Raw genomic sequence first — 21,638 nt, 5'->3', positions numbered from 1 at the left:
GGTTATTTAATATTTAGGGTGAATGATTCTTTGGAGTTTAGGTATCCGGTTAATTTATCATTTATAGCAACAGGCCCAACTCCTGCAGGGGTTCCTGTAAATAGGATATCTCCTATTTTTAAAGTCATATATTGAGAAACATATGCGATTAACGTATCAATATCATAGACCATATCCGCAGTGTTTCCTGATTGCACAATTTTATCATTTTTTTTCAAATGAAAATCTAAATTGCTTAAATCTTTAAAATTTTCTTTGTCAACCCACTCTCCAATTACTGCAGAGCCATCAAAAGCTTTTGCTTTTTCCCAGGGATATCCTTTAGCTTTGCACTCTCTTTGCAAATCTCTTGCTGTAAAATCTATTCCTAAACCAATTTCATTATAATACTTGTGTGCAAATTTAGGCGCTATATATTTCCCAAGCCTGTTAATACGCACTAACACTTCAACTTCATAATGTACCTCATTTGTAAATTCAGGAATTACAAAGGGGTGTTTTTTAAGTAAAACAGCAGAATCTGGTTTTAAAAAAAACAGAGGCTCTTTAGGAGTTTCGCTGTTTAATTCTTTAATGTGTTCGCTATAATTCTGCCCTATACATATGATTTTCATACGCTAATCTGTAAATAATATTTTAAATGCAGGTGCAGGAAATTTTCCATTTAAAGCACTGCCTTCTGTATTTAAAAGATCTATAGATTTCCACCCATTTATACTTTTATAAAAACATCGGGTAATGGTATTGTTACTGCTCGTTTCGATACCCTTAAAAATTGGTGCGTACCTATCAACCTTATATTCGCGGTAACCGCTGGTGTCATTAACTTTTAATGTGTACGATTCTGAAAATTTATTTTCTTCAATAAAAATATGTTCTACGGAAACAAAAAAACCAGCATCAGGCACATTAACTTTATAGGCGCTTAAATCGAAAGTCAACTTTTGATTTCCTTCCGGCTTTGTAATAATAATATCGCTGTCTAATAAATCTCTTCCAGGTTTTCCATCTTGAGAAACATCTAAGATGCGTAATCTAAAAGTGGCCTGCTGGCTAGACTTTCCTAAAATTCTATAAAACTGAATTTCAATTGCTTTTATAAAGCACGCTTCGTTAAAGTCACTGGGACGTTTATAATACCGCGCTAGTGCTGAAGGATATGCACCACCACTAAAATTACCCAATCCTACAATTTGCTTCCCTCTAAATGAGTTGATACGCTTCTGCTTTTCTAATCTCATTTTATAGAGGGTAACCTCAGAAAGTTCGTTTGTTTTTTGAGTTAATGAAATAGGTTTCTCATTTAATGATATAGCTTTTAATGCTATGTCATTATACCCTACACAACTTATAAGAACAGTTTCACTCTTTAGTTCCTCTTTAATCGTAAACTTAAAATTACCCTTGGCATCTGCTGAAGTACCAATTTTAAAATTAGCAAAAATTAGATTTGCAAAAGGTATTATCTGTTGTGTGTTGGCATCTACTACACTCCCCTCAATAGTTACATTTTGAGCTGCTAATGTTCCGGTAAATGCCACCAAAAGAAGAATAGCGACTTTAAACATTAGATTAAAATAGTTTTGTATTCAGTTTACGCAATTTAATTGCTGTAAGAACTTTTTTTGTATAAAGCGGAAAATCTGCATTTTGAATCCATCCAAAATAACCCGGCTCATTATCTAAGACATCTTCTACCTTTTTACCTTTATGCTTTCCGAAGGAAAAAATCTCCTCATCTTCTTTGTTATAGGCAATAAAGCCAGCAAAATCTGCAAAGCGTTTACGAGCACTAAACTCGGCAAGACTCTTCATGTTATTTTCAAGATCTTCATAACGATCTAACTGTGCCTTTAGGACTTCATAAGTAGCAATGGTATCTGCTTCTGCGCTATGTGCATCTTCAAGATTTTGATTACAGTAAAATTTGAGTGCTGCCGCCAGCGTGCGTTGCTCCATTTTATGAAAGATAGTTTGCACATCAACTGCGTGCCTATTTTTCATATCAAAATCAACTTCTGCACGAAGCATTTCTTCCGCTAAAAGCGGTATGTCAAATCGGTTTGAATTATAACCGGCCAGATCAGAATCTTTAATTAGATTATTAATTTCTGTTGCCAGTTCTTTAAATGTGGGTTTATCTACTACGTCCTCGTCTTTTATACCGTGAACTGCTGTAGTTTCTGCAGGTATAGGTATCGTAGGATTAACCAGCCACGTATGTTTCTCTTCTTTCCCATTAGGAAATACCTTTAAAATAGATATTTCAACAATTCTATCCTGAGCCACATTTATACCTGTAGTCTCCAGGTCAAAAAAACAAATAGGCCTCGTTAAATTAAGATTCATTCTTTATTAATTTAAACGCAAAAGTAAGACTTAGTATTTTTAGTGTAGCTAAAAATTAAAGTAATTCAAAATTAAAACAGTAGAACTAATGGGCGCATTAAACATCTGCTAATAAAATTATTAAACACTAAAATGCCAGAGAAAACTCTGGCATTTTAATTCCTGTATTTTATTTAAAAAATATATTTAAACTTCTCGTGAACTATCCCAAGCTTCTAAATATTGAGCTACACGTTGTACAAATTGACCACCTAAGGCTCCGTTTACAACCCGATGATCATAAGAATGTGATAAAAACATTTTATGTCTAATCCCTATAAAATCACCTTCTGGTGTTTCAATAACCGCTGGGACTTTACGTATTGCTCCTAATGCTAAAATCGCAACCTGGGGCTGATTAATAATAGGTGTACCCATAATGCTTCCGAAGGTACCTACATTAGTAACTGTATAGGTTCCGCCTTGCGTATCGTCTGGTTTTAGCTTACCCATACGCGCTCTATTAGCAAGGTCATTTACCGCCTTAGCCATACCTACAAGATTTAACTGGTCTGCATTTTGTATTACCGGTACGATAAGATTGCCATCAGGTAAAGCTGCTGCCATACCCAGATTTATATTTTTACGTTTTATGATCGTATCGCCATCAACCGAAATATTAATCATTGGGAAATCACGTATAGCTTTAGCTACCGCCTCCATAAAAATTGGAGTAAAGGTTAACTTCTCTCCTTCTCGCTTTTGAAAACTATCTTTAACACGCGCTCTCCAGTTCCATATATTCGTAACATCTACCTCTATAAATGATTGAACGTGAGCCGAAGCTTGTACAGAAGCTACCATATGCTTTGAAATCATTTTACCCATTCGGGTCATTTGAATGATTTCATCTCCACCATTAACCGAAACTGGAGAAACTACTTTTGATGGAGTAGTTGTTGTTTCTGACTTTTCAGGTGCCGATTTTTCTTTAGGAGGTGAAGTCTTTTGTGCTTTACCACTTTTAGAATTCTCTACGTAATTTAAAATATCGTCTTTAGTAACGCGGCCCTCAAGACCTGTACCTTTAATCTGATCTAATTCTTCCTGAGCAATACCCTCTTGTTGCGCTATGTTCTTAACTAACGGAGAATAAAAACGATCTCCATCATTAGAAATAGCTACCGCAGATGCCGTTTTTATTTTTGCATCTTCTACACGAGCAGCTGCATCATTAGCAGCATCTTCAACTTCTTCATTTTCAGTTTCTGGTTCTTCACTTTCAGAATCCTTAGAATCTGGTGCTCCTGTGCTCTCTGAAGAAGTTTCTATAATTGCTATTGTCTGCCCCACTTGCACAACATCATCAGGACCAAATAGTTTTTCTATAAGAATACCTTCTACCTCACTAGGCACCTCACTATCTACTTTATCAGTCGCAATTTCAACCACCGGTTCATCAAGCTCAATGCTATCACCTACTTCTTTGAGCCAGTTTGTTACCGTAGCTTCTGCAACGCTCTCTCCCATTTTCGGTAACTTAAGTTCAAATTTTGCCATATTCGTAATAAATAGATTAGTGTGCTTTATTTTTTGCGAATTTAATAAAAAATTATATTCTAAAATTAGAAAATAATTATTCGCCTACCAGATTTGAATTTCGCCTCGATCTGTTGAAGAATCGCTGCCTGCGATAAAATTACAATTTGAAGGTCGTATGCGGAACCTATTTTGATTGTTTTTTAACAAAGTCATTGCATCAATAATAGCTGTTATTTTTAAGGTTTTTAAATCGAACACAACAAATGAATTTGTGAGCATAGCTTTCTTCACTTGAGCTAAACTAATGACTTCCAACTCCTTTTCTAAATTTAAGCGCATAGTATCTTTTGATTTTAAATCTTCAGATACTAAATAAAAATTAGAAATTGGGGGTTCAGATTTTTTTTTAGATTTAGGTAAGCTATAAGAAATCGAGCTTAATTTTAATACTAATCCCAGAATCCAATCGCTAATTACCCCTTTTGAAAAATGTTTTTTGTGAAATATATGCATTGCGCCAAAAAAGCGCTGAGCGTAAATTTTGTCTTTTATACTGCTTTCTCCTTTAAAATGTACTGCGGTTATCTTACCATAATAATAGTTAGAAAATCCTTTTTTATTAAGCGTATAACTAAGATCTATATCTTCACCGTACATAAAATAATCTTCGTCAAAACCTCCTGAATCCATGTACACCTGCTTTTTAATAAACATAAAAGCTCCTACTAAAACCGGTACTTCACCTATCTCATCCTGCGCTAATTGATTTGCATAATAGGTTGATGTATTACCAGTAAACTTTTGAACTGAAACGTTTATCGTTGGCAGATTGCGCTTACTTTCTGGTAAGTAATTACCGGTGCCATCTATAAGTCGAATACCTATTGCTCCTATATTTGTAACACTCTGAGCAAATTTTAATAACGTTGAAAAACAATTTTCAGGTAGTACTGTATCAGGATTTAATATACAGATATACTCCCCTTTAGCTTGAGCAACACCTTGGTTATTAGCCTTAGAAAAACCGCTGTTTGTAGTATTTGCAATAAGTTTAACATCAGGAAAATACTGCTGTACCATAGATACACTAAAATCTTGTGAAGCATTATCAACAACGATAATTTCAGCATCAATATATTCAAGTGCACGGGTGACACTTTGCAAACAAAGCTGCAAAAAATAAGGAACCTTGTAATTGACAATTATAACCGATAGTGTCATCGGCTAGTTTTTTAGCGAATTTTCAAAAGGAATTCTATGTAAAATACTGCGTCCTAGCGTGACCTCATCTGCAAACTCCAGCTCGTCTCCCACAGCAATACCGCGAGCGATAGTTGACGTTTTTATATTAAATTCTTCCAGCTGTCTGTAAATGTAAAAATTGGTGGTATCTCCTTCCATTGTTGAGCTTAATGCAAAAATCACTTCATCTACAGTACCTGATTTTACTTTTTCGATTAGCGAATAGATTGTTAGATCTTGCGGCCCTATACCATCTAAAGGTGATATTTTACCACCTAAAACGTGATATTGCCCTCTATACTGGCTGGTATTCTCGATAGCCATCACATCTCTCACATCTTCAACAATACAAACTATAGAAGCATCTCGATTAGCGTTTGCACATATCTCACAAATTTCTACATCAGAAATATTGTGGCAGTTTTTACAGAATTTTATTTCGGTACGTAGTTTTACAAGAGCCTGTGCTAATAGTTGAGTCTGATTTTCAGACTGGCGTAGTAAATGAAGTACTAAACGAAGTGCTGTACGCTTACCTATTCCCGGCAATTGCGACATCTCATAAACAGCCTGCTCTAATAATTTAGATGAAAATTCCATAAGCGGTAAAGTTAGCAAACATTTAGAGTAATCAAATCGCTAATAGGTTTTCCTTAACCTAAACCTTCGCGCCAGTTCTTAATCTTAAACCCGAATGTATCGCTAATTTTTGATGCATCTAAAACACTGTAAGCCGGTCTCACAGCAGCAGTAGGAAATTCTGCTGACGTCACCGCTATAACTTTACTTTTTAGGTTATGTTTTTCTACAATGGCCTTTGCAAAATCAAACCAGGTACAACTACCGGTATTGCTAAAATGATAAATTCCTTTTGAAGATGAAGTTAACTGCGGAAGGCATTTAAGTAAAAAAAAAGCAAATTCCTCTGCCCGCGTAGGAGAACCAATTTGGTCATTTACTACGCGTAGTGTATCTAACTTTCCCGCTAGATTCTGAATTGTTTTATAAAAATTTTTACCAAATTCACTATACAACCAGGAAGTTCTAATAATCCAATAAGCACCGATATCAGACTGAAGAATAACTTGCTCACCGGCTAATTTTGACGCACCATAAACCGTAGTAGGTATAGTATTAGCATCAACGGAGTAAGGTTTTGTTTCCAGACCCTTAAACACGTAATCTGTTGAAATATGAATGAGTTTTACATTAAATTCTTCGCAAAATGCAATTAGGTTCTCAACACCATCTCTGTTAATCAAATACGCGTTTTCCTGCTTACTTTCGGCTAAATCTACGTGTGTATACGCAGCTGTATTGATTATAACATCTGGATGAAAATTCTGAAGCGACCTTCGTAAACTTTCCGCATCTGTAATATCTAAAGCCTTACGGTCTGCGTAGTACATTTCATAACCAAAATCTACTGCGGCTTGTTGTATACACTGTCCCAACTGACCGGAAGCTCCTGTAACCAAAACTTTTAGTGATTGTTTAGACATACATCCTATCTATTACAGATTTGAAATCAAGACCTTTAGCATCTTTTTCAGAAAGATTAAATGCTATATTTTCTGGCCAATTATTAATAAAGTTAGGGTCGTCAAATTTTAAAGTAAGTTCAGACTGTGGATTGTAATAATTATCACAACTGTAGGTAAATAACGTATCATCTTCTAAAACTAAAAAGCCGTGTGCAAAATTGCGAGGTACAAATAATTGTCTTTGATTGCTTTCATTAAGCTCTATCGCATAACTTTTGCCAAATGTAGGCTCCTCTTTTCTCAAATCTACAACCACATCAAGAACACTCCCCTGAATAACACGTATTAATTTTGCCTGACTTTGATCGCCTGTTTGCAAATGCAAACCTCTCAAAACATTTTTCTGAGATTTGGATTGATTTTGCTGTACAAAATTGGGTTTTAAGCCTGTATGTTCTAAAAAGGTATTCGCATTAAAGGCCTCAAAAAAATAGCCTCTGGAATCTCCAAAAACCTTGGGCTCCATTAACCAAAGATCTTTAAACCCTGTCTCTATAAATTGCATTAAACTAATGTTTTTAAATAAGCACCGTAAGCAGATTTGCCGTAATTAGAAGCTATTGCAGCCACTTGTTCTTTAGTTATAAAATTCATCAACAAAGCTACCTCTTCTATACAACCTATTTTATATTGCTGGCGATGTTCTATTGCCTTTACAAAGTCTGTTGCTTCATTTAAGGAGTCTATGGTACCGGTATCAAACCACGTCATACCTCGATTCATAATAGCTACCTGAAGCTCTTCTAATTCAAGATATCGATTTTGAATACTCGTGATTTCTATCTCTCCACGCTCTGATGGTTTTACATCCTTAGCAAAAGCTACTGCTCTTTTGTCAAAGAAATACAAACCAGGAATAGCATATTTAGACTTAGGCAGTTCTGGTTTTTCTTCAATCGAAAGTACTTTACCTTGCTCATCAAATTCTACGATTCCATATCTATTAGGATCTTTTACCGGATATGCGAAAATAGCCCCGCCTTTAATTTGAGTTTGGTCTTGTAAAAGTTTACTAAGTCCACTTCCATAGAAAATATTATCTCCTAAAATTAAAGCTACTGAATCACCTCCTATAAAATCTGCTCCTATAATAAACGCCTCTGCTAAACCATTAGGTTGTTCCTGTATGGCATACTCAAATTGGCATCCCAGAGAAGAACCATTTCCTAATAAATTTTTAAAAGCAGTCTGATCTTGCGGTGTAGTTATGATTAATATTTCCTGAATTCCGGCTAGCATTAAAGTGGAAAGCGGATAATAGATCATAGGCTTATCATAAACCGGAAGTAATTGTTTACTTACAGCAACAGTAAGAGGATATAAACGAGTTCCAGAGCCTCCGGCTAAAATAATTCCTTTCATAAAACCTAATTAGGCATTTAAATAATGGGCATCGTAATACAGCTGATAATTACCACTGGTCACATTTTCTAACCAGCTAGAATTTGCAAGATACCAATCTATAGTTAAACGTAAACCTTCTTCAAAAGTTACCGAAGGCTCCCAACCTAAGGCCTTATTAATTTTAGTTGCATCAATGGCATAGCGTTTATCGTGTCCCGGCCTATCTTTTACATAGGTAATGAGCTGTTCACTAGTACCGGCGGGATTATTTAACTTCTCATCCATAATTTTGCAGAGAAGTTTTACAAGATCTATATTTTTCCACTCATTAAAACCGCCTATGTTATAGGTTTCTTTTAATGTTCCGTTAGTAAAAACCTGTTCTATAGCTAATGCGTGATCTACCACATAAAGCCAATCTCGTGTGTAATCGCCATCACCATAAACTGGTAAAGCTTTTTTATGTATGCAGTTATTGATAAACAACGGAATCAATTTTTCTGGAAACTGATTTTGACCATAGTTATTACTACAATTCGTTATTACATATGGTAGGTCATAAGTTTCGCCGTATGCTCGTACAAAATGGTCAGAACCAGCTTTTGAAGCACTGTAGGGTGAATTAGGATCGTAGGCTGTAGTCTCTGTAAACAATCCTTCGGTGCCTAAAGAACCATAAACCTCATCTGTACTAATATGATAAAAGAGGTTTTCAGTAAACGGAGCTTCCCAATACTTGAGACAGGTATTAAGCAAATTTACGGTGCCTATTATATTTGTTTTTACAAATATCAAAGGATCTTTAATAGAGCGATCTACGTGAGACTCTGCTGCCAGATGAATTACCCTGTCAAATTTATAGGTTGTAAATAAAGCATCAAGATTTTCTAAATCATTAATATCTGCTTTGATAAAAGTGTAATTAGTTGCATCTTCTATATCCCTCAAATTCTCAAGATTTCCGGCATAGGTAAGTGCATCAAGATTATAAATATGATCCTGAGGTCTGTTATTTACAAAAAGTCTTACTACGTGCGAGCCAATAAAACCTGCGCCTCCAGTGACTAAAATATTCATAATCGCTCTTTTACCAATTGAAAAATTCGTTGTGCCGCCTTGCCATCTCCGTAAGGATTATGTGCCTGGCTCATTTGATTATAGACGGTCTCGTTATTTAGCAAAATTAGAATTCCTTCTTTTAATTTGTTAGGGTCTGTACCTACTAAAAGCACGGTGCCCGCAGTAATTGCTTCGGGACGCTCTGTCGTATCACGAGTTACTAAAACCGGCTTACCCAATCCCGGCGCTTCTTCCTGCACGCCGCCACTATCTGTAACAATAAAATGAGCCTTATTCATAAGCCAAACAAAGTCAGGATAAGCTAAGGGATTTATTAATGAAATATTAGTAATACCACTTAGGACTTCAGAAACCACACTTTGTACATTAGGATTTAAATGTACCGGGTAAACTAGATGAATATCTGTTCTGCTTAATGCTATTTCATTAAATACTTCGCAGATACCACGCATGCCAGATCCAAAATTCTCGCGACGATGTCCTGTAATTACAATTAGTTTCTTGTCTAAAAACGGAATATCTTTTGCAAATGATGGCGTCTCTTGTTCTACTTTACGCACGGTAGTATGCAGAGCATCAATAACGGTATTACCGGTTACAAAGATGTTTTCTTCTTTTATATTTTCGGCCAGTAAATTAGATTTTGAAAGTTGCGTGGGTGCAAAATGAAAGTCGGTAAGTCTTCCGGTAATTTGGCGGTTCATTTCTTCGGGAAACGGAGAATGTTTATTAAACGTACGTAATCCCGCCTCAATGTGTCCCACTTTTGCCCCCGCATAGAAAGCAGCCAGACTTGCCGCCATTGTAGTCGTAGTGTCACCGTGTACAAAAACAAGATTCGGTTTAAAATCTTCTAATGGGTTTTTAAGCGATTCTAAAACTCTGGAAGTTAAACTGTATAAATCCTGATTTTTTCGCATTAAATCCAAATCATAATCGGGTACAATTTCAAAAAAATCAAGAACCTGATCCAACATTTCCCGATGCTGAGCGGTAATACACACTTTAGTTTCAAAAAACGCTGCATTCTTAAAAGCTGCAATTACCGGAGCCATTTTTATAGCTTCGGGTCTGGTGCCAAAAACAAAAAGAACGCGTTTTTTATCCTTAGAGCCTTCCATCTACTCCCTCTTTTAAAAAGCCTTTAACATCATACACCACGGCGTTATCTGCTTTTAGGACTTCGATATCCAGACTTTCAAATTCGGTATGTCCTACCGCAAGAACAACAGCTTGAAAACGTTTATTTGGTAACTCTTTCAAAAGTTCAAAACCATATTCTTTTTTAACTAAATGCGCATCTGCCTGTGGGTCAAAGACCGAAACATTTGCACCATATTCCTTTAAATCTTTTATAATATCTATTACGCGCGTATTGCGTACATCTGGGCAATTTTCTTTAAATGTAATTCCTAAAATAAGAATCTCGCTGTTTTTTAATTTGATATCCTTCTGAGCCATCAATTTGACAACCTGCGAAGCTACATAAGGCCCCATACTATCATTAAGCTTACGCCCCGCGAGTATAATTTCTGGGTGATACCCTACCTGCATTGCTTTTTGAGCCAAATAATAGGGATCAACCCCTATACAATGACCACCTACAAGACCAGGCTTAAACGGAAGAAAATTCCATTTTGTACCAGCAGCTTCTAGAACCTCTTGTGTATCTATATTAAGAAGATTAAAAATCTTAGCCAATTCATTTACAAATGCGATATTGATATCGCGCTGGGAGTTTTCAATTACCTTAGCTGCTTCTGCAACTTTTATAGAGGCTGCTTTAAACGTACCTGCAGTTATGACTGAAGCATATAATGCATCTATTTTATTTGCAGTATCTTCGGTAGAGCCCGAAGTTACTTTTCTTATTTTATCTACGGTATGGGTTTTATCACCGGGATTTATACGCTCTGGAGAATAACCTGCATAAAAATGCTCATTATATCCTAATCCCGATATTCTCTCAAGAATAGGAATACAAATCTCTTCTGTTACGCCAGGGTACACCGTAGATTCGTAGATTACTATATCACCATCCTTTAAAAAAGTTGCGACAAGTTCGCTGGCTTTTATTAACGGAGTCAAATCTGGAGTATTATTACGATCTATGGGTGTAGGTACTGTAACTATAAATACAGAGACATTCGCAAGATCTTCTGGTGAAGCTGTGCAATAAAGCCCCATCTCTGGTGTATCACGTTCTTTTAATACTGAAAAAAGTATCTGCGTATCAAGCTCACCGGTGTGATCGTGGCCGGTTTTTAAAGCTTCGATACGTGATGTATTTATATCAAAACCTACTACAGAATAACGGGTCGCAAATAAACGAGCCAATGGAAGCCCTACATAACCCAACCCAATAATACCAAGTTTCATTATTATTTATGATTTCAAATTTTTAATATACCAGTCAACCGTTACATTTAAACCTTCCGCCAAATTAAACTCTGGGTTGTAACCTAAAAAATTGCGGGCTTTTGTAATAGAAGCAAGTGAATGAGGTACATCTCCCGCACGTTCTGGCCCAAATACAGGTTGTAAATTTTGCACTTTAGTGTCGTGAATGAGTAGTCTATGTTTTAATAAATTTACAAGTTCTACAAGCGAAGTTTGTGCTGCACAAGCCACATTAAAAATTTCATTTAAAACACAATCACTTGTTGCGGTCAAAGCTAGCAAATTTGCCTGAACGACATTATCTATATACGTATAATCACGGGAAAAAGAACCGTCTCCATTTATTACCGGAGGCTGATGATTAATTAAAGCCTGAAGAAATTTTGGTATTACCGCTGCGTATGAGCCGTTTATATCCTGTCTTGGCCCAAATACATTAAAATATCGAAGCCCTATACTATTAAAATCATAGGTCCTCTTATAAACAGCCGCGTACTTCTCGTTTCCGAGTTTTGTTAATGCGTATGGAGAAAGAGGCTCACCAAATTCGCTTTCTATTTTAGGTAATGCCTTTGAACTGCCATAGGTTGATGAGCTAGCTGCGTAAACAAAGTTTTTTACTTTAGCTTTTCGAGAAGCATCAATAATATTTAAAAAGCCTGTACTATTCACTGCATGAGTAAGAATAGGATTTTCGATACTGCGGGGAACAGAACCCAACGCAGCCTGGTGGCTTACAAAATCACAACCTGTAGCTGCTTTGAGGCAAATTTCATAATCTCTTATATCCCCTTCGATCAATTCAAATAATGGATTATCTATAAAAGCTTCTATATTTTTATGCTTACCTGTAGAGAAATTATCAAGGCATCGTACACGGGCATCTAATTTTAAAAGAGTTTCTATTATATGAGAGCCAATAAACCCGGCTCCGCCAGTTACAAGGATCAACTTATCTTTAAAATTAAAAAAGTCTGAATAGATCATAAGGGGGATGATTTTGTCATCTACGAATATAGACTTTGTCTAGCCTAAATTCAAACTTAACATTTATTAACATAAAGATATAATTACCAATCACTTGGGAAGATTTAACATATTTATCCTGACGTCGTTAAAATTATATTAAACGACAAATACTGCTATTTTATAGGGGTTAACAATGGTAAATTTGAATGAAACAAAAAATACATAAATACTATGAATTATCTCAATCTAGATACAGCTAAAACGAAAAAAACTGTTAATGAATTAAACATATTACTTGCTGATTATCACCTGTATTATCAGAAATTAAGAAATTTTCATTGGAATATAATTGGTGAAAACTTCTTTGATCTTCATATTAAATTTGAAGAAATGTATAACGATACACTAATCAAAATTGATGAGGTTGCTGAGCGCATTTTAACATTGAGATTTCAGCCAATAAGCAATTTGAGCGATTATATTAAAATGTCTGAAATTAAAGAGTCTCCTAGCGAAGTAAAGGATAGTGAAATGATTGAAATTTTACTTGAAGACCACGGCACCTTGCTTGTACAGATGCGTAAGACTGTAGAAACTGCAGATGCTGGCGGCGATGAAGGTACAATAGATCTATTAGGAGCGTACATAAGAGAACTTGAAAAAACAAGCTGGATGTTAGATACTTGGAAAATGAATAAAACTTCGAACCATAAAAAGTCGTAAATTATTAAACAACACTAAAAACACTATATGTATATTTTACAAGAAGCAGCTGACAAAGATTGGGTATTTGCCGGATTTGATTTTCACAAACTAGTAGATAAATTACAGGGATGGGGTGAGAGCTTTATTTTAAGACTTCCCAATTTTGTAATAGCCGTTTTGGTTTTTATCGCCTTTTGGATTTTTGCTAAATATGTTTCAAAATTTGTGCGCAGAATCTTAATGCGAACCGTTAAACAAGATTCTATCCGTGTTATGGCGGGCAAAACTTCGTTTGCTGTCACTGTTCTTGTAGGGTTTTTTGTAGCCTTAGGTATAATGGATCTTGACAAGGTACTTACTTCTGTACTGGCTGGTGCCGGTGTTGTAGGTCTAGCCATAGGTCTGGCGTTACAAGGAACGCTTAACAATACATTTAGTGGTGTTATACTTAGCTTTATGCCCAGACTACAACTGGGTGATTGGGTAGAATCTAACGATTATTCAGGATTCGTAGATGAGATTACCTTACGTAATGTCACATTAAAGCAGTCTGACAATAATTATGTTATTATACCTAACTCTAACATCGTTGATTCTCCTTTTAAAAACTGGAGTCAGACTGCACGATCACGTGTTTTTATAAATTGTGGTGTGGGTTATGAGTCTGATCTAGAGCAAGTAAAAAAATTAACCTTAAAGACATTAGCAGCAGAATTTGAGCAATCTCCCGGCGAGGAAATCGAATTTTTCTATGAAGAGTTTGGAGACAGTTCTATAAACTTTGTTGCGCGTTTTTGGTTTCCGGTTACTAAGCGTAGAGACATGCTGGTAGCACAGGATAGAGCTATTATAGCTATTAAAAAAGCGTTTGATGCTAATGATATAAATATACCATTCCCAATACGTACATTAGATTTTGGTAAAAATAAATTTAGGTCTGAAACTATAAACATTTCAAACGCTAATGGTTCAGATTTTAGCCAGGAAAGCTAATGATTAATATCAAGTATATACTCGTAACTTTATTATTGGTAAGCTTTACTAGTTGCCAAAATTATGGCGAGTTAACTAAAATAGGTAGTCTTACCCGAGATCTTGCTGAGGTTTCGGGTATTGCTACATTTAGCAAAGATTCACTTATATATGCTATCGCAGATCACGGAAATCCCAATAGCATTTACGGTATTACTAAAACCGGTGAAATTAAACGTGAAATCGTAATTAAAAATGCTCCTAATGAAGATTGGGAAGATTTAGCTACAGATTATGCCGGTAACCTCTATATCTCAGATACAGGCAATAATGAAAATGACCGTAAAGATCAATTCATTTACATTCTAAACAACTTTAAAAATTCAATAAAAAATTCTGATACACTTAGTGCTTCTAAAATTGTTTTTACACTTTCTGATCAGAAAAAATACCCACCTAATTTAAGAGACCTTAATTTTGATATTGAAGCGCTTATTTATAAAGATGCTTATCTCTATATGTTCACCCGTAATCGAAGTCGGAATTTTGATGGAGTTACTAAATTATATAAGTTACCGGCACGAGAAGGCGCTTATGAGGCTCAACTTATAGCAAAATACACCGTTTGTGATGATTTAGAAACCTGCTCAATAACGGGAGCATCATTGTCTCCCAACGGAAAAACCCTTATTCTTTTAACGTCAAGTAAAGTGATTAAATTTTCAGGATTTAAAAATGATGATTTTTTCTCCGGCTATGTAGAATCTATTCCCTTCGGAAATACTTCAAGAAAAGAAGGTGTAACTTTTAAGAATGATTCTACGCTGTATGTGGTTGATGAGATAAGAGCTCAAACAGGGGGAAATCTATATGAATTTAATTTATATTAGATTTCTAATTTCAATTTAAGTTGAGATTAGCAGTTACAACAATCTTCTTACAATTTCGTTTTATAGTATTTTAGCATAAAAGCATGCTATACTATGACTTCTGAGCAAATAAAATCTTTACAGGCCGAAAACGAAAAACTTAAAACTATACTCGAAGAACAGAATCAGCGTAAGCAAAAACGCCGCAGTCTGGGTTGGAATTTTCTAAAAAGATCTTCTGGTTATGTATTGGGTTCACAGCTTAAACAAAGTATAGAACGCTTTCTCGAGGAAATGGCAGAACAGCAACGCGTTTCAAGAGAGACTCTTTCAGACTTACTAACAAGTATTATTATACGTCTTACCCGGGTGGGTTTTCTACTGGTAATAACTGCCGTCTTACCTTCTATTCTTCTTATTTTCCAAACCTATTATCTTGCCAAACAAAACACGCTTATTACAGGACAAAGCGAAATGTTTAGCCAGCAAAATAACCGTCTCGATCAACAAACCTATTTACAAGAAGCAGACCGCCGCGGGCAAACTCTTTTGTTAATGGATAATATGCTGAAAGAAATTAATGATGAAGTTGCTCGTGACCCACAGAATAAGTTGAATGATGCCACGGCCGGAAGATTAATTGCTTTGAGTAAAATATTGAAACCGTATCGCTATCTCGAAAATGACAGTTTAACTAAAAACATTGTAAGTCCAGAACGTGGCTACTTGTTAATCTCACTTCTTGAAACAGGAATAAATTTAAGAAACAGTGCCAGATCACGAGCTAATGGAATTCTACTTGAGCGACTCGATTTTACCTATTCTGAATTGCGCAACATCGCGCTTAAAAAGGCAGATTTAATTGAAATAGACCTATCGTTTGCAGATTTGAGAAACTCAAGTTTTAACGGTACAGATTTTGAAAAAGCAACGCTGCACAAAACCGCTATGTCAGATACAGATTTGAGTTACGTAAGTTTCAAAAATGCCAATTTGAGCAATTCAGTTTTACATAATGCTATTCTGGATCACGCCAATTTTCAAAAAGCAGATTTGTCGACAACAGATTTGCGTAATGTAAGTCTTTCTAAAACTATAGTAAAAGATGCAGATTTTACAAATGCGCGAGTAAACAAAACGTTTGAAAGAGATGCAAAAATGCAATTGAATGAAGACCAGAGTTTGTGGCTCTTCGACACCTACATTGTTGAAGAAATTGATGATGATCATTATCAGTTACTTCCTAAAGGAAACTAAAAAAGAGCGTATTCTGTAGAATACACTCTTTTCTAATTCTTAGAAATTGTTATTATTTCTTTCTTAAAAGCTTCAGTTGAAACAAATCTTTACGACGGTCATTAAGGTTATGCACGCTTCCAAATTGATTTAATTCTTTTAGTAAATCTAGATCTACATCTGCAACAAGAATCATTTCTGCATTAGGTGTAGCTTCTGCTTTTACCCCATTAGTAGGAAACTGAAAATCACAAGGAGTAAGTACCATACTTTGTGCGAACTGCATATCCATATTATGTACTTTAGGTATATTACCTACGCTACCTGCAATCGCAACATAGCATTCGTTCTCAATCGCTCGTGCCTGTGCGCAATGACGTACCCGGCTGTATCCATTTTGAGTATCTGTAAGAAAAGGAACGAAAAGAATATCCATCCCCTCATCTGCAAGAATTCTACTTAACTCCGGGAATTCAACATCATAACAAATTAGAATTCCTATTTTACCACAATCTGTATTAAAAGTTTTTAAAACATCACCACCGGTCATACCCCATACTTTAGCTTCGTCTGGTGTTACATGCAGCTTGTAAAATTTTTCAACAGTACCATCGCGCTTGCATAAGAAACCTACATTGTACAGCGTACCGTCTTCTATATAGGGCATACTACCCGTTATAATATTAATATTATAGCTTACAGAAAGTTCAGAGAAACGATCTCTTATGCGTTCTGTGTACTTTGCCAACTCGCGTATAGCATCTGGTTCAGAAAGGTGGTTATATGCCGCCATAAGTGGCGCATTAAAAAACTCTGGGAACAATGCAAAATCTGAGCGGTATCCTGAAATGGTATCAATAAAATACTCTGCCTGCTCAATGAGCTCTTCAAAGTTTTTATAGGTACGCATTTGCCATTGTACCAGCCCCAACCGCACTACTGTTTTAATAGCATTCGGTTTTTTTATGGGTTTTTGATAATAAATGTTATCCCATTCAAGCAAAGCTGCATAATCTTTAGACTGCCTATCCCCTTCCAGGTAATTAGTAATTATTCGTTTTACGTGAAAATCATTACTCAATTGAAAGTCTAATACCGGATCATTAATTTCTCGGGTACGTACTTTTTCTATGTATTGTTTAGGGGTAAGATCTTTTGCATATTGATGATAATTAGGCAATCTACCTCCAAAAACGATACGTTCTAGGTTTAGATTTTCACATAATTCTTTGCGATAATCATAGAGCCTGCGGCCTATACGCATACCTCGATATTGATGTGCAATAAAAATATCTATACCATAAAGTACATTTCCTTTTGGTGTATGGGTACTAAAGGATTCATTACCTGTTATCTGCGCGTAAGTATGTGAGTCTTTAAACTTATCATAATCAACAACAATTGACAAAGCACAACCGGCAATTTCACCATTTACCTTAACTACAACCTGCCCTTCCGGAAAAATAGAAATTAGCTTTTGGAGTTCTTTTTTCTTCCAGTACGGGTCAGGAATATTGGGGTAAACCGCAATCATTATATCCTTCAATTCTTCAAAATCTTTCAGCTTTAAAAACTCAAGGTTAATCGTATCTACGCGATCTGGTTTATCTACGTTATCTATATCTATGTTTTCCATATTTAGTTTTAAGCCTTTCGGCGAAATTTTCAATTAAAAATTAAATCCAAACCCAAATGCTACCCGGTAGCCTTCTTCAGATCTAAAAAGGTTAAATGTACCACTTAATGCATCTGCGCTGTTAACCCAAAAACCTACCCCATATGAGTCGTGCCACATTTGAGAGTTAATACCGGTATCTGACCACACCCTACCTACATCATATCCCGCAAACACCCCTAATTGTAAGGGTAAAAAGCCAGTTTTAAAGGTATCAAAAGCATATCTTAAGTCACCCGATGCAGAAAAAGAACGCTCTCCATTAAATCGTTGAAAACGATACCCACGCAGTCCTGTATTTTGACCTAAAACAGCCGCCTGATAAAACTCTGTATTATCTCCAAATCTAAGTTGACTTCTTACTGTAGATTTTAAAACCAACTTTCTATTTGCGCTTATAGCGTTATAGAAGCCAAGGCTAGGGTTTAAATATGCAAAACGTCTACCTGTTTCTGTTAAGCTATTTGTAAAACCACCATTCAATATAAAATCCATACCACGGGACGGAGCCAGAGCATTGTCTTTACTATGGTACTCATAACTCGCATCTAAAGTCGCAAATATTTTACGCTCGTCTTTAATGACACCTTCAACAGTATCTACAAATCTCAACTCATTATCTGCAATCTCAACTCCTTGAAATAATGTACGCACCGAAAAGGTACTACCATAATCTGAATTCTTAAGTAATCCCACAGAAGCTTCAACCTGGCTCAAACGCACTCTATTGTAATCTAAACCTCTATCATCATCCTGGTTAACAGATCCATTGCCATAACCGAAGAAATTTAAAGCAAAGTTAGGAGTGGTATAACGACCACCTAAAATTAAATTCCAATTATTTAATATTCCTGCAAATTCCCCTTCGTAGCTCAAATCAAATCCACTGGTTGCAAAAAAGTAACCTGCTTTAAAACGGTGCTGTTGTGAAAAAGGATTCTGATTAAATCCCTGTACTGTATATACATCAGACAAGCCAAGGCTAATCCCATTGTCAGGATTGTAGCCAAAAGCCGGTGTGATGATGTTTGTACGTAAAATTTGCTTTTTATAATTATAGGTATTGTAATCGTAAACGTCTGTTAATCTAAAATTTGCGCCACCTTTTTCTTCAATAGTATTAGGTAAGCTCTCGTGGTCATAAACTTTTAAATGTTTACCATTTTTAATCTTATAAACATCATTATTTTGACCGCCTATAATCCGCATAAAAATAGGATCTCTGCCAGATCCTACGACTTCAAAAATATCATCATCATCAAGGCCATAAATCCACAATTGCTTTGTTTCTGATGTTAAATAGGTACGATTCTTAATTAATTCCTCTTTTTCACCCTCTATGATTCTCCAAACCTTTACGGTTGTCTGGTCATTCTCTCGTGTAATTTCAAAATAGTCATCCTTATCTGTACCGGTCACCATTTGCAATTCTGCTAGAAAATCATAAAATGTATTTGCTATTTCAATAAGATTATCTCGACGCCCCTTCAAGCTTTTTTTAATCTCGTCTATAGATTTACCAGAACGTACTTCTACAGGTAGATTATTAAAAGCATCTTCAATGACAGCATCTGTAATATGCTCTTTAATATACGTCGCTTCTGCTACCCATTCTTCACGGTCTGTTTGTTGTGCTAAAGCTCTGTCTAATTTAACACCCGCGTTATTAAACCATTTTATATCATTAAGGTTTTCGTCATATACTTGAAACTGGCGCGCTGCCCCAAATAATGTACGCGCAATATCTAAAATAGCACCATCAAAATTTGTAAAAACCTGATCGCGATCACGAGGAATAGGTACGTAGACGTCTTTGCCGTTTTTATCTTTAAATTCTGCCCAGCGCCACTGGTCATTATGACGATCCCAGTCACCTATAAGCATATCAAACATACGTGCACGTACGTAAGCCTGCTCATCGATAATATTATCTTCGTCACTGCGTAGTTTATTTAAAATATCATCTGTACTCTCAATATCATCTGGATAATTAAAAACTGCACCATCAAATTCTTCTGTAGGGCGCTCAACAATCATATAAAGCTGGTCTCCATAACTTTCATTATATTCCTTCAAAGCGGGTTGCTTAGGCACATAATAAAGTTTAGGATTTGTATTTAATACATTAACCGCACTGCTCAAGCCGGGTATGGCAAAGGCACCATAAGGATGTGCAGCTGTATAAAAATCCTGAATTAATGATTCTGGTAATGTATTTGCTAAATCTTCTTCAACATCTGCATTTTGTTTTAAAATAACTTTTTGCAAAAATTGAACGGCACTCTTACGCAAAGCACGCATATTATACTCTTTACCACTTTTATCTTTAAGTCTCAAAGAAATTGTCTGGTGACCACCTCCTGGTCTCACAACTTCTAGCCCCCCATATAAAGTATCTAGAAGTGCTACCGGTGCAGTTACTTTTTTACCGTAAACATCACGGTAATGTTCTCCCCAAATTTTATCAAAAACATCAGATTTATCTGTTTCTTGTATATTATAAACTGAAGCTTGTATGGTTTTAGGAAATTGAGTTGTTAAACCCGAGTAATCGCTTACTTTTTTAGGCGGAAAAACTTCCTTTTGAAATATAAGCTCCAACTTTCCGGTATCAGCATTGGGGCCAAAAAATCGAACCCACGATGAGCCATCTTTAAACACCGTAAAAACGGAAAAACCTTCATAATCTGAACTGAAGAGACCATCATTACCTAGATATGCGTAAGAAGACTTAGAGCCAGATCCTGATACTATCTGGCGTACTTCCTCATGTTCTATATATTGAAGACCGTGCTCGTGACCTGAAGCATAAATGAGTTTAGGATTACTCTGGCTCAATACACGTAATCTTTTCATCAACTCATTGTATTTCTCATTAAAACGATCTTGCTTAGAAACACCGCCCTGTGTACGTATTTGAGTTACCAGAGAGGCTAATATAGGAAGCGGTATTTTTTGTTGTGAAGGATATAAATGCTTATCTAAAGCAAACTTCCCGCCGTGTACACCATTAGTATACATGGGGTGATGCATTACAATAATAGTTGTTTTTTGTTGGTTTTTCTTAATCTCACCTTCTAGCTCAATAAAAAATTTCTCACGGTCTTTGATGTTATCACACTTCGTATTTATTTTAGGGTTTTTATCCCAATCTTCAAGATACCATTGCGTGTCTATGATGATCATATGAACCTGATCATTTATATCGTAGCTCATTAATGGGCACCCATTCTTAGGCAAGAAGATGTCATCATTATTGGTGATTTCCTTTAGGTAATCTTCTTCCCTATTTAGACCATTTAAACCGTCATTGTACCAGTCATGATTTCCGGGAATAAAAATGGCTTTACCTTCATATTCGGTTAATGACTCTATCTGCGCGTCTAACCTATGTTGCGCAAGAGCTCTGCCCGCATCAGACTTAGGAGGCATTCCTACAGGATAAATATTATCACCTAAAAAGATGGCAAAAGTACCTTTAGTGTTTTCAGTTTTTAAATAATCTCTAAATAATTCCAGACCCACCGTACTTTCTCCTAATTCTGCATCACCGGCGTCACCTATTAAATAGAACGTATTTTCAACTTCTTTAGAAGAAGGAAAAACACCCTGCTTAACATCTGCTTTATATCTTGTCGTATAAGTCGCACACGCTGATAAAACAAGGGATGCAAGAAGTGTTAGAACTATGTTATTTTTTGTCATGAAAATTTTATTGGAAATTCTTTTTTG

At 35.8% G+C, this 21,638-nt stretch carries 19 protein-coding genes; 4 read left to right on the top strand and 15 right to left on the bottom strand.

The annotated features are described in order from the left end of the window. Nucleotides 1-2: 2 nt before the first annotated feature. The 13 genes from ACIGAM_RS03795 to ACIGAM_RS03735 form a co-directional block, all read right to left on the bottom strand. On the bottom strand, nt 3-614 hold the full coding sequence (locus ACIGAM_RS03795; RefSeq protein WP_396510142.1) for a fumarylacetoacetate hydrolase family protein: 612 nt from the start codon (nt 612-614) through the stop codon (nt 3-5). Nucleotides 615-617: 3 nt separating this feature from the next. Then, nucleotides 618-1,568, bottom strand: a complete 951-nt coding sequence (locus ACIGAM_RS03790; RefSeq protein ID WP_396510141.1) for a carboxypeptidase-like regulatory domain-containing protein — start codon at nt 1,566-1,568, stop codon at nt 618-620. A 4-nt stretch (nt 1,569-1,572) separates the two neighbouring features. Beyond that, nucleotides 1,573-2,349, bottom strand: coding sequence for an exonuclease domain-containing protein (locus tag ACIGAM_RS03785; protein WP_396510140.1), 777 nt, complete (start codon nt 2,347-2,349; stop codon nt 1,573-1,575). A gap of 186 nt (nt 2,350-2,535) precedes the next feature. Beyond that, the gene (locus tag ACIGAM_RS03780) at nt 2,536-3,888 is read right to left on the bottom strand and encodes a dihydrolipoamide acetyltransferase family protein (RefSeq protein ID WP_396510139.1); all 1,353 of its coding nucleotides are present in this window, start codon (nt 3,886-3,888) and stop codon (nt 2,536-2,538) included. A gap of 84 nt (nt 3,889-3,972) precedes the next feature. Next, on the bottom strand, nt 3,973-5,091 hold the full coding sequence (locus tag ACIGAM_RS03775) for a glycosyltransferase family 2 protein (protein ID WP_396510138.1): 1,119 nt from the start codon (nt 5,089-5,091) through the stop codon (nt 3,973-3,975). Between the two features lie 3 nt (nt 5,092-5,094). Next, nucleotides 5,095-5,712 (bottom strand): recombination mediator RecR, encoded by a 618-nt coding sequence (recR, locus tag ACIGAM_RS03770; protein WP_396510137.1) that lies wholly within the window; start codon nt 5,710-5,712, stop codon nt 5,095-5,097. 53 nt (nt 5,713-5,765) lie between these two features. Continuing rightward, complete coding sequence (gene rfbD, locus ACIGAM_RS03765) at nt 5,766-6,614, bottom strand: dTDP-4-dehydrorhamnose reductase (RefSeq protein ID WP_396510136.1); 849 nt, start codon at nt 6,612-6,614, stop codon at nt 5,766-5,768. After that, entirely contained in the window at nt 6,607-7,161 is a 555-nt protein-coding gene (gene rfbC, locus ACIGAM_RS03760; protein WP_396510135.1) for a dTDP-4-dehydrorhamnose 3,5-epimerase, read from the bottom strand. The genes rfbD and rfbC overlap by 8 nt, the downstream gene beginning before the upstream one ends. Next, nucleotides 7,161-8,018, bottom strand: coding sequence for a glucose-1-phosphate thymidylyltransferase RfbA (gene rfbA, locus ACIGAM_RS03755; protein WP_396510134.1), 858 nt, complete (start codon nt 8,016-8,018; stop codon nt 7,161-7,163). The genes rfbC and rfbA overlap by 1 nt, the downstream gene beginning before the upstream one ends. 9 nt (nt 8,019-8,027) lie before the next feature. After that, nucleotides 8,028-9,077: a dTDP-glucose 4,6-dehydratase gene (gene rfbB / locus ACIGAM_RS03750; RefSeq protein ID WP_396510133.1), complete on the bottom strand. Its 1,050-nt coding sequence runs from the start codon at nt 9,075-9,077 to the stop codon at nt 8,028-8,030. Further along, nucleotides 9,074-10,201 carry a non-hydrolyzing UDP-N-acetylglucosamine 2-epimerase gene (gene wecB, locus ACIGAM_RS03745; RefSeq protein ID WP_396510132.1) on the bottom strand — a complete coding sequence of 376 codons (1,128 nt, stop codon included), beginning with the start codon at nt 10,199-10,201 and terminating at the stop codon, nt 9,074-9,076. The genes rfbB and wecB overlap by 4 nt, the downstream gene beginning before the upstream one ends. Beyond that, entirely contained in the window at nt 10,188-11,459 is a 1,272-nt protein-coding gene (locus ACIGAM_RS03740) for a nucleotide sugar dehydrogenase (protein WP_396510131.1), read from the bottom strand. Before ACIGAM_RS03740 ends, wecB begins: the two co-directional genes overlap by 14 nt. 6 nt (nt 11,460-11,465) lie before the next feature. After that, nucleotides 11,466-12,467: an SDR family oxidoreductase gene (locus ACIGAM_RS03735; RefSeq protein WP_396510130.1), complete on the bottom strand. Its 1,002-nt coding sequence runs from the start codon at nt 12,465-12,467 to the stop codon at nt 11,466-11,468. Nucleotides 12,468-12,680: 213 nt separating this feature from the next. Here ACIGAM_RS03735 and ACIGAM_RS03730 point away from each other — a divergent pair, with 213 nt between their 5' ends. The 4 genes from ACIGAM_RS03730 (at nt 12,681) to ACIGAM_RS03715 (ending at nt 16,252) form a co-directional block, all read left to right on the top strand. Continuing rightward, complete coding sequence (locus ACIGAM_RS03730) at nt 12,681-13,172, top strand: Dps family protein (RefSeq protein WP_396510129.1); 492 nt, start codon at nt 12,681-12,683, stop codon at nt 13,170-13,172. Nucleotides 13,173-13,199: 27 nt separating this feature from the next. Continuing rightward, complete coding sequence (locus ACIGAM_RS03725; RefSeq protein ID WP_396510128.1) at nt 13,200-14,147, top strand: mechanosensitive ion channel family protein; 948 nt, start codon at nt 13,200-13,202, stop codon at nt 14,145-14,147. Beyond that, nucleotides 14,147-15,016, top strand: coding sequence for a hypothetical protein (locus ACIGAM_RS03720; protein WP_396510127.1), 870 nt, complete (start codon nt 14,147-14,149; stop codon nt 15,014-15,016). Before ACIGAM_RS03725 ends, ACIGAM_RS03720 begins: the two co-directional genes overlap by 1 nt. Nucleotides 15,017-15,109: 93 nt before the next feature. Continuing rightward, complete coding sequence (locus ACIGAM_RS03715; RefSeq protein WP_396510126.1) at nt 15,110-16,252, top strand: pentapeptide repeat-containing protein; 1,143 nt, start codon at nt 15,110-15,112, stop codon at nt 16,250-16,252. Nucleotides 16,253-16,304: 52 nt separating this feature from the next. Here ACIGAM_RS03715 and ACIGAM_RS03710 read toward each other — a convergent pair whose 3' ends face one another. Then, the gene (locus ACIGAM_RS03710) at nt 16,305-17,867 is read right to left on the bottom strand and encodes a bifunctional GNAT family N-acetyltransferase/carbon-nitrogen hydrolase family protein (protein WP_396510125.1); all 1,563 of its coding nucleotides are present in this window, start codon (nt 17,865-17,867) and stop codon (nt 16,305-16,307) included. Between the two features lie 33 nt (nt 17,868-17,900). Beyond that, complete coding sequence (locus tag ACIGAM_RS03705; RefSeq protein WP_396510124.1) at nt 17,901-21,611, bottom strand: metallophosphoesterase; 3,711 nt, start codon at nt 21,609-21,611, stop codon at nt 17,901-17,903. Nucleotides 21,612-21,638: the final 27 nt, after the last annotated feature.

It is taken from the genome of Leeuwenhoekiella sp. NPDC079379 (assembly GCF_044542075.1).
Taxonomy (GTDB): Bacteria; Bacteroidota; Bacteroidia; order Flavobacteriales; family Flavobacteriaceae; genus Leeuwenhoekiella.
Note: the sequence above shows the minus strand (reverse complement) of the source record. Positions and strands in the feature narration are given on the sequence as shown.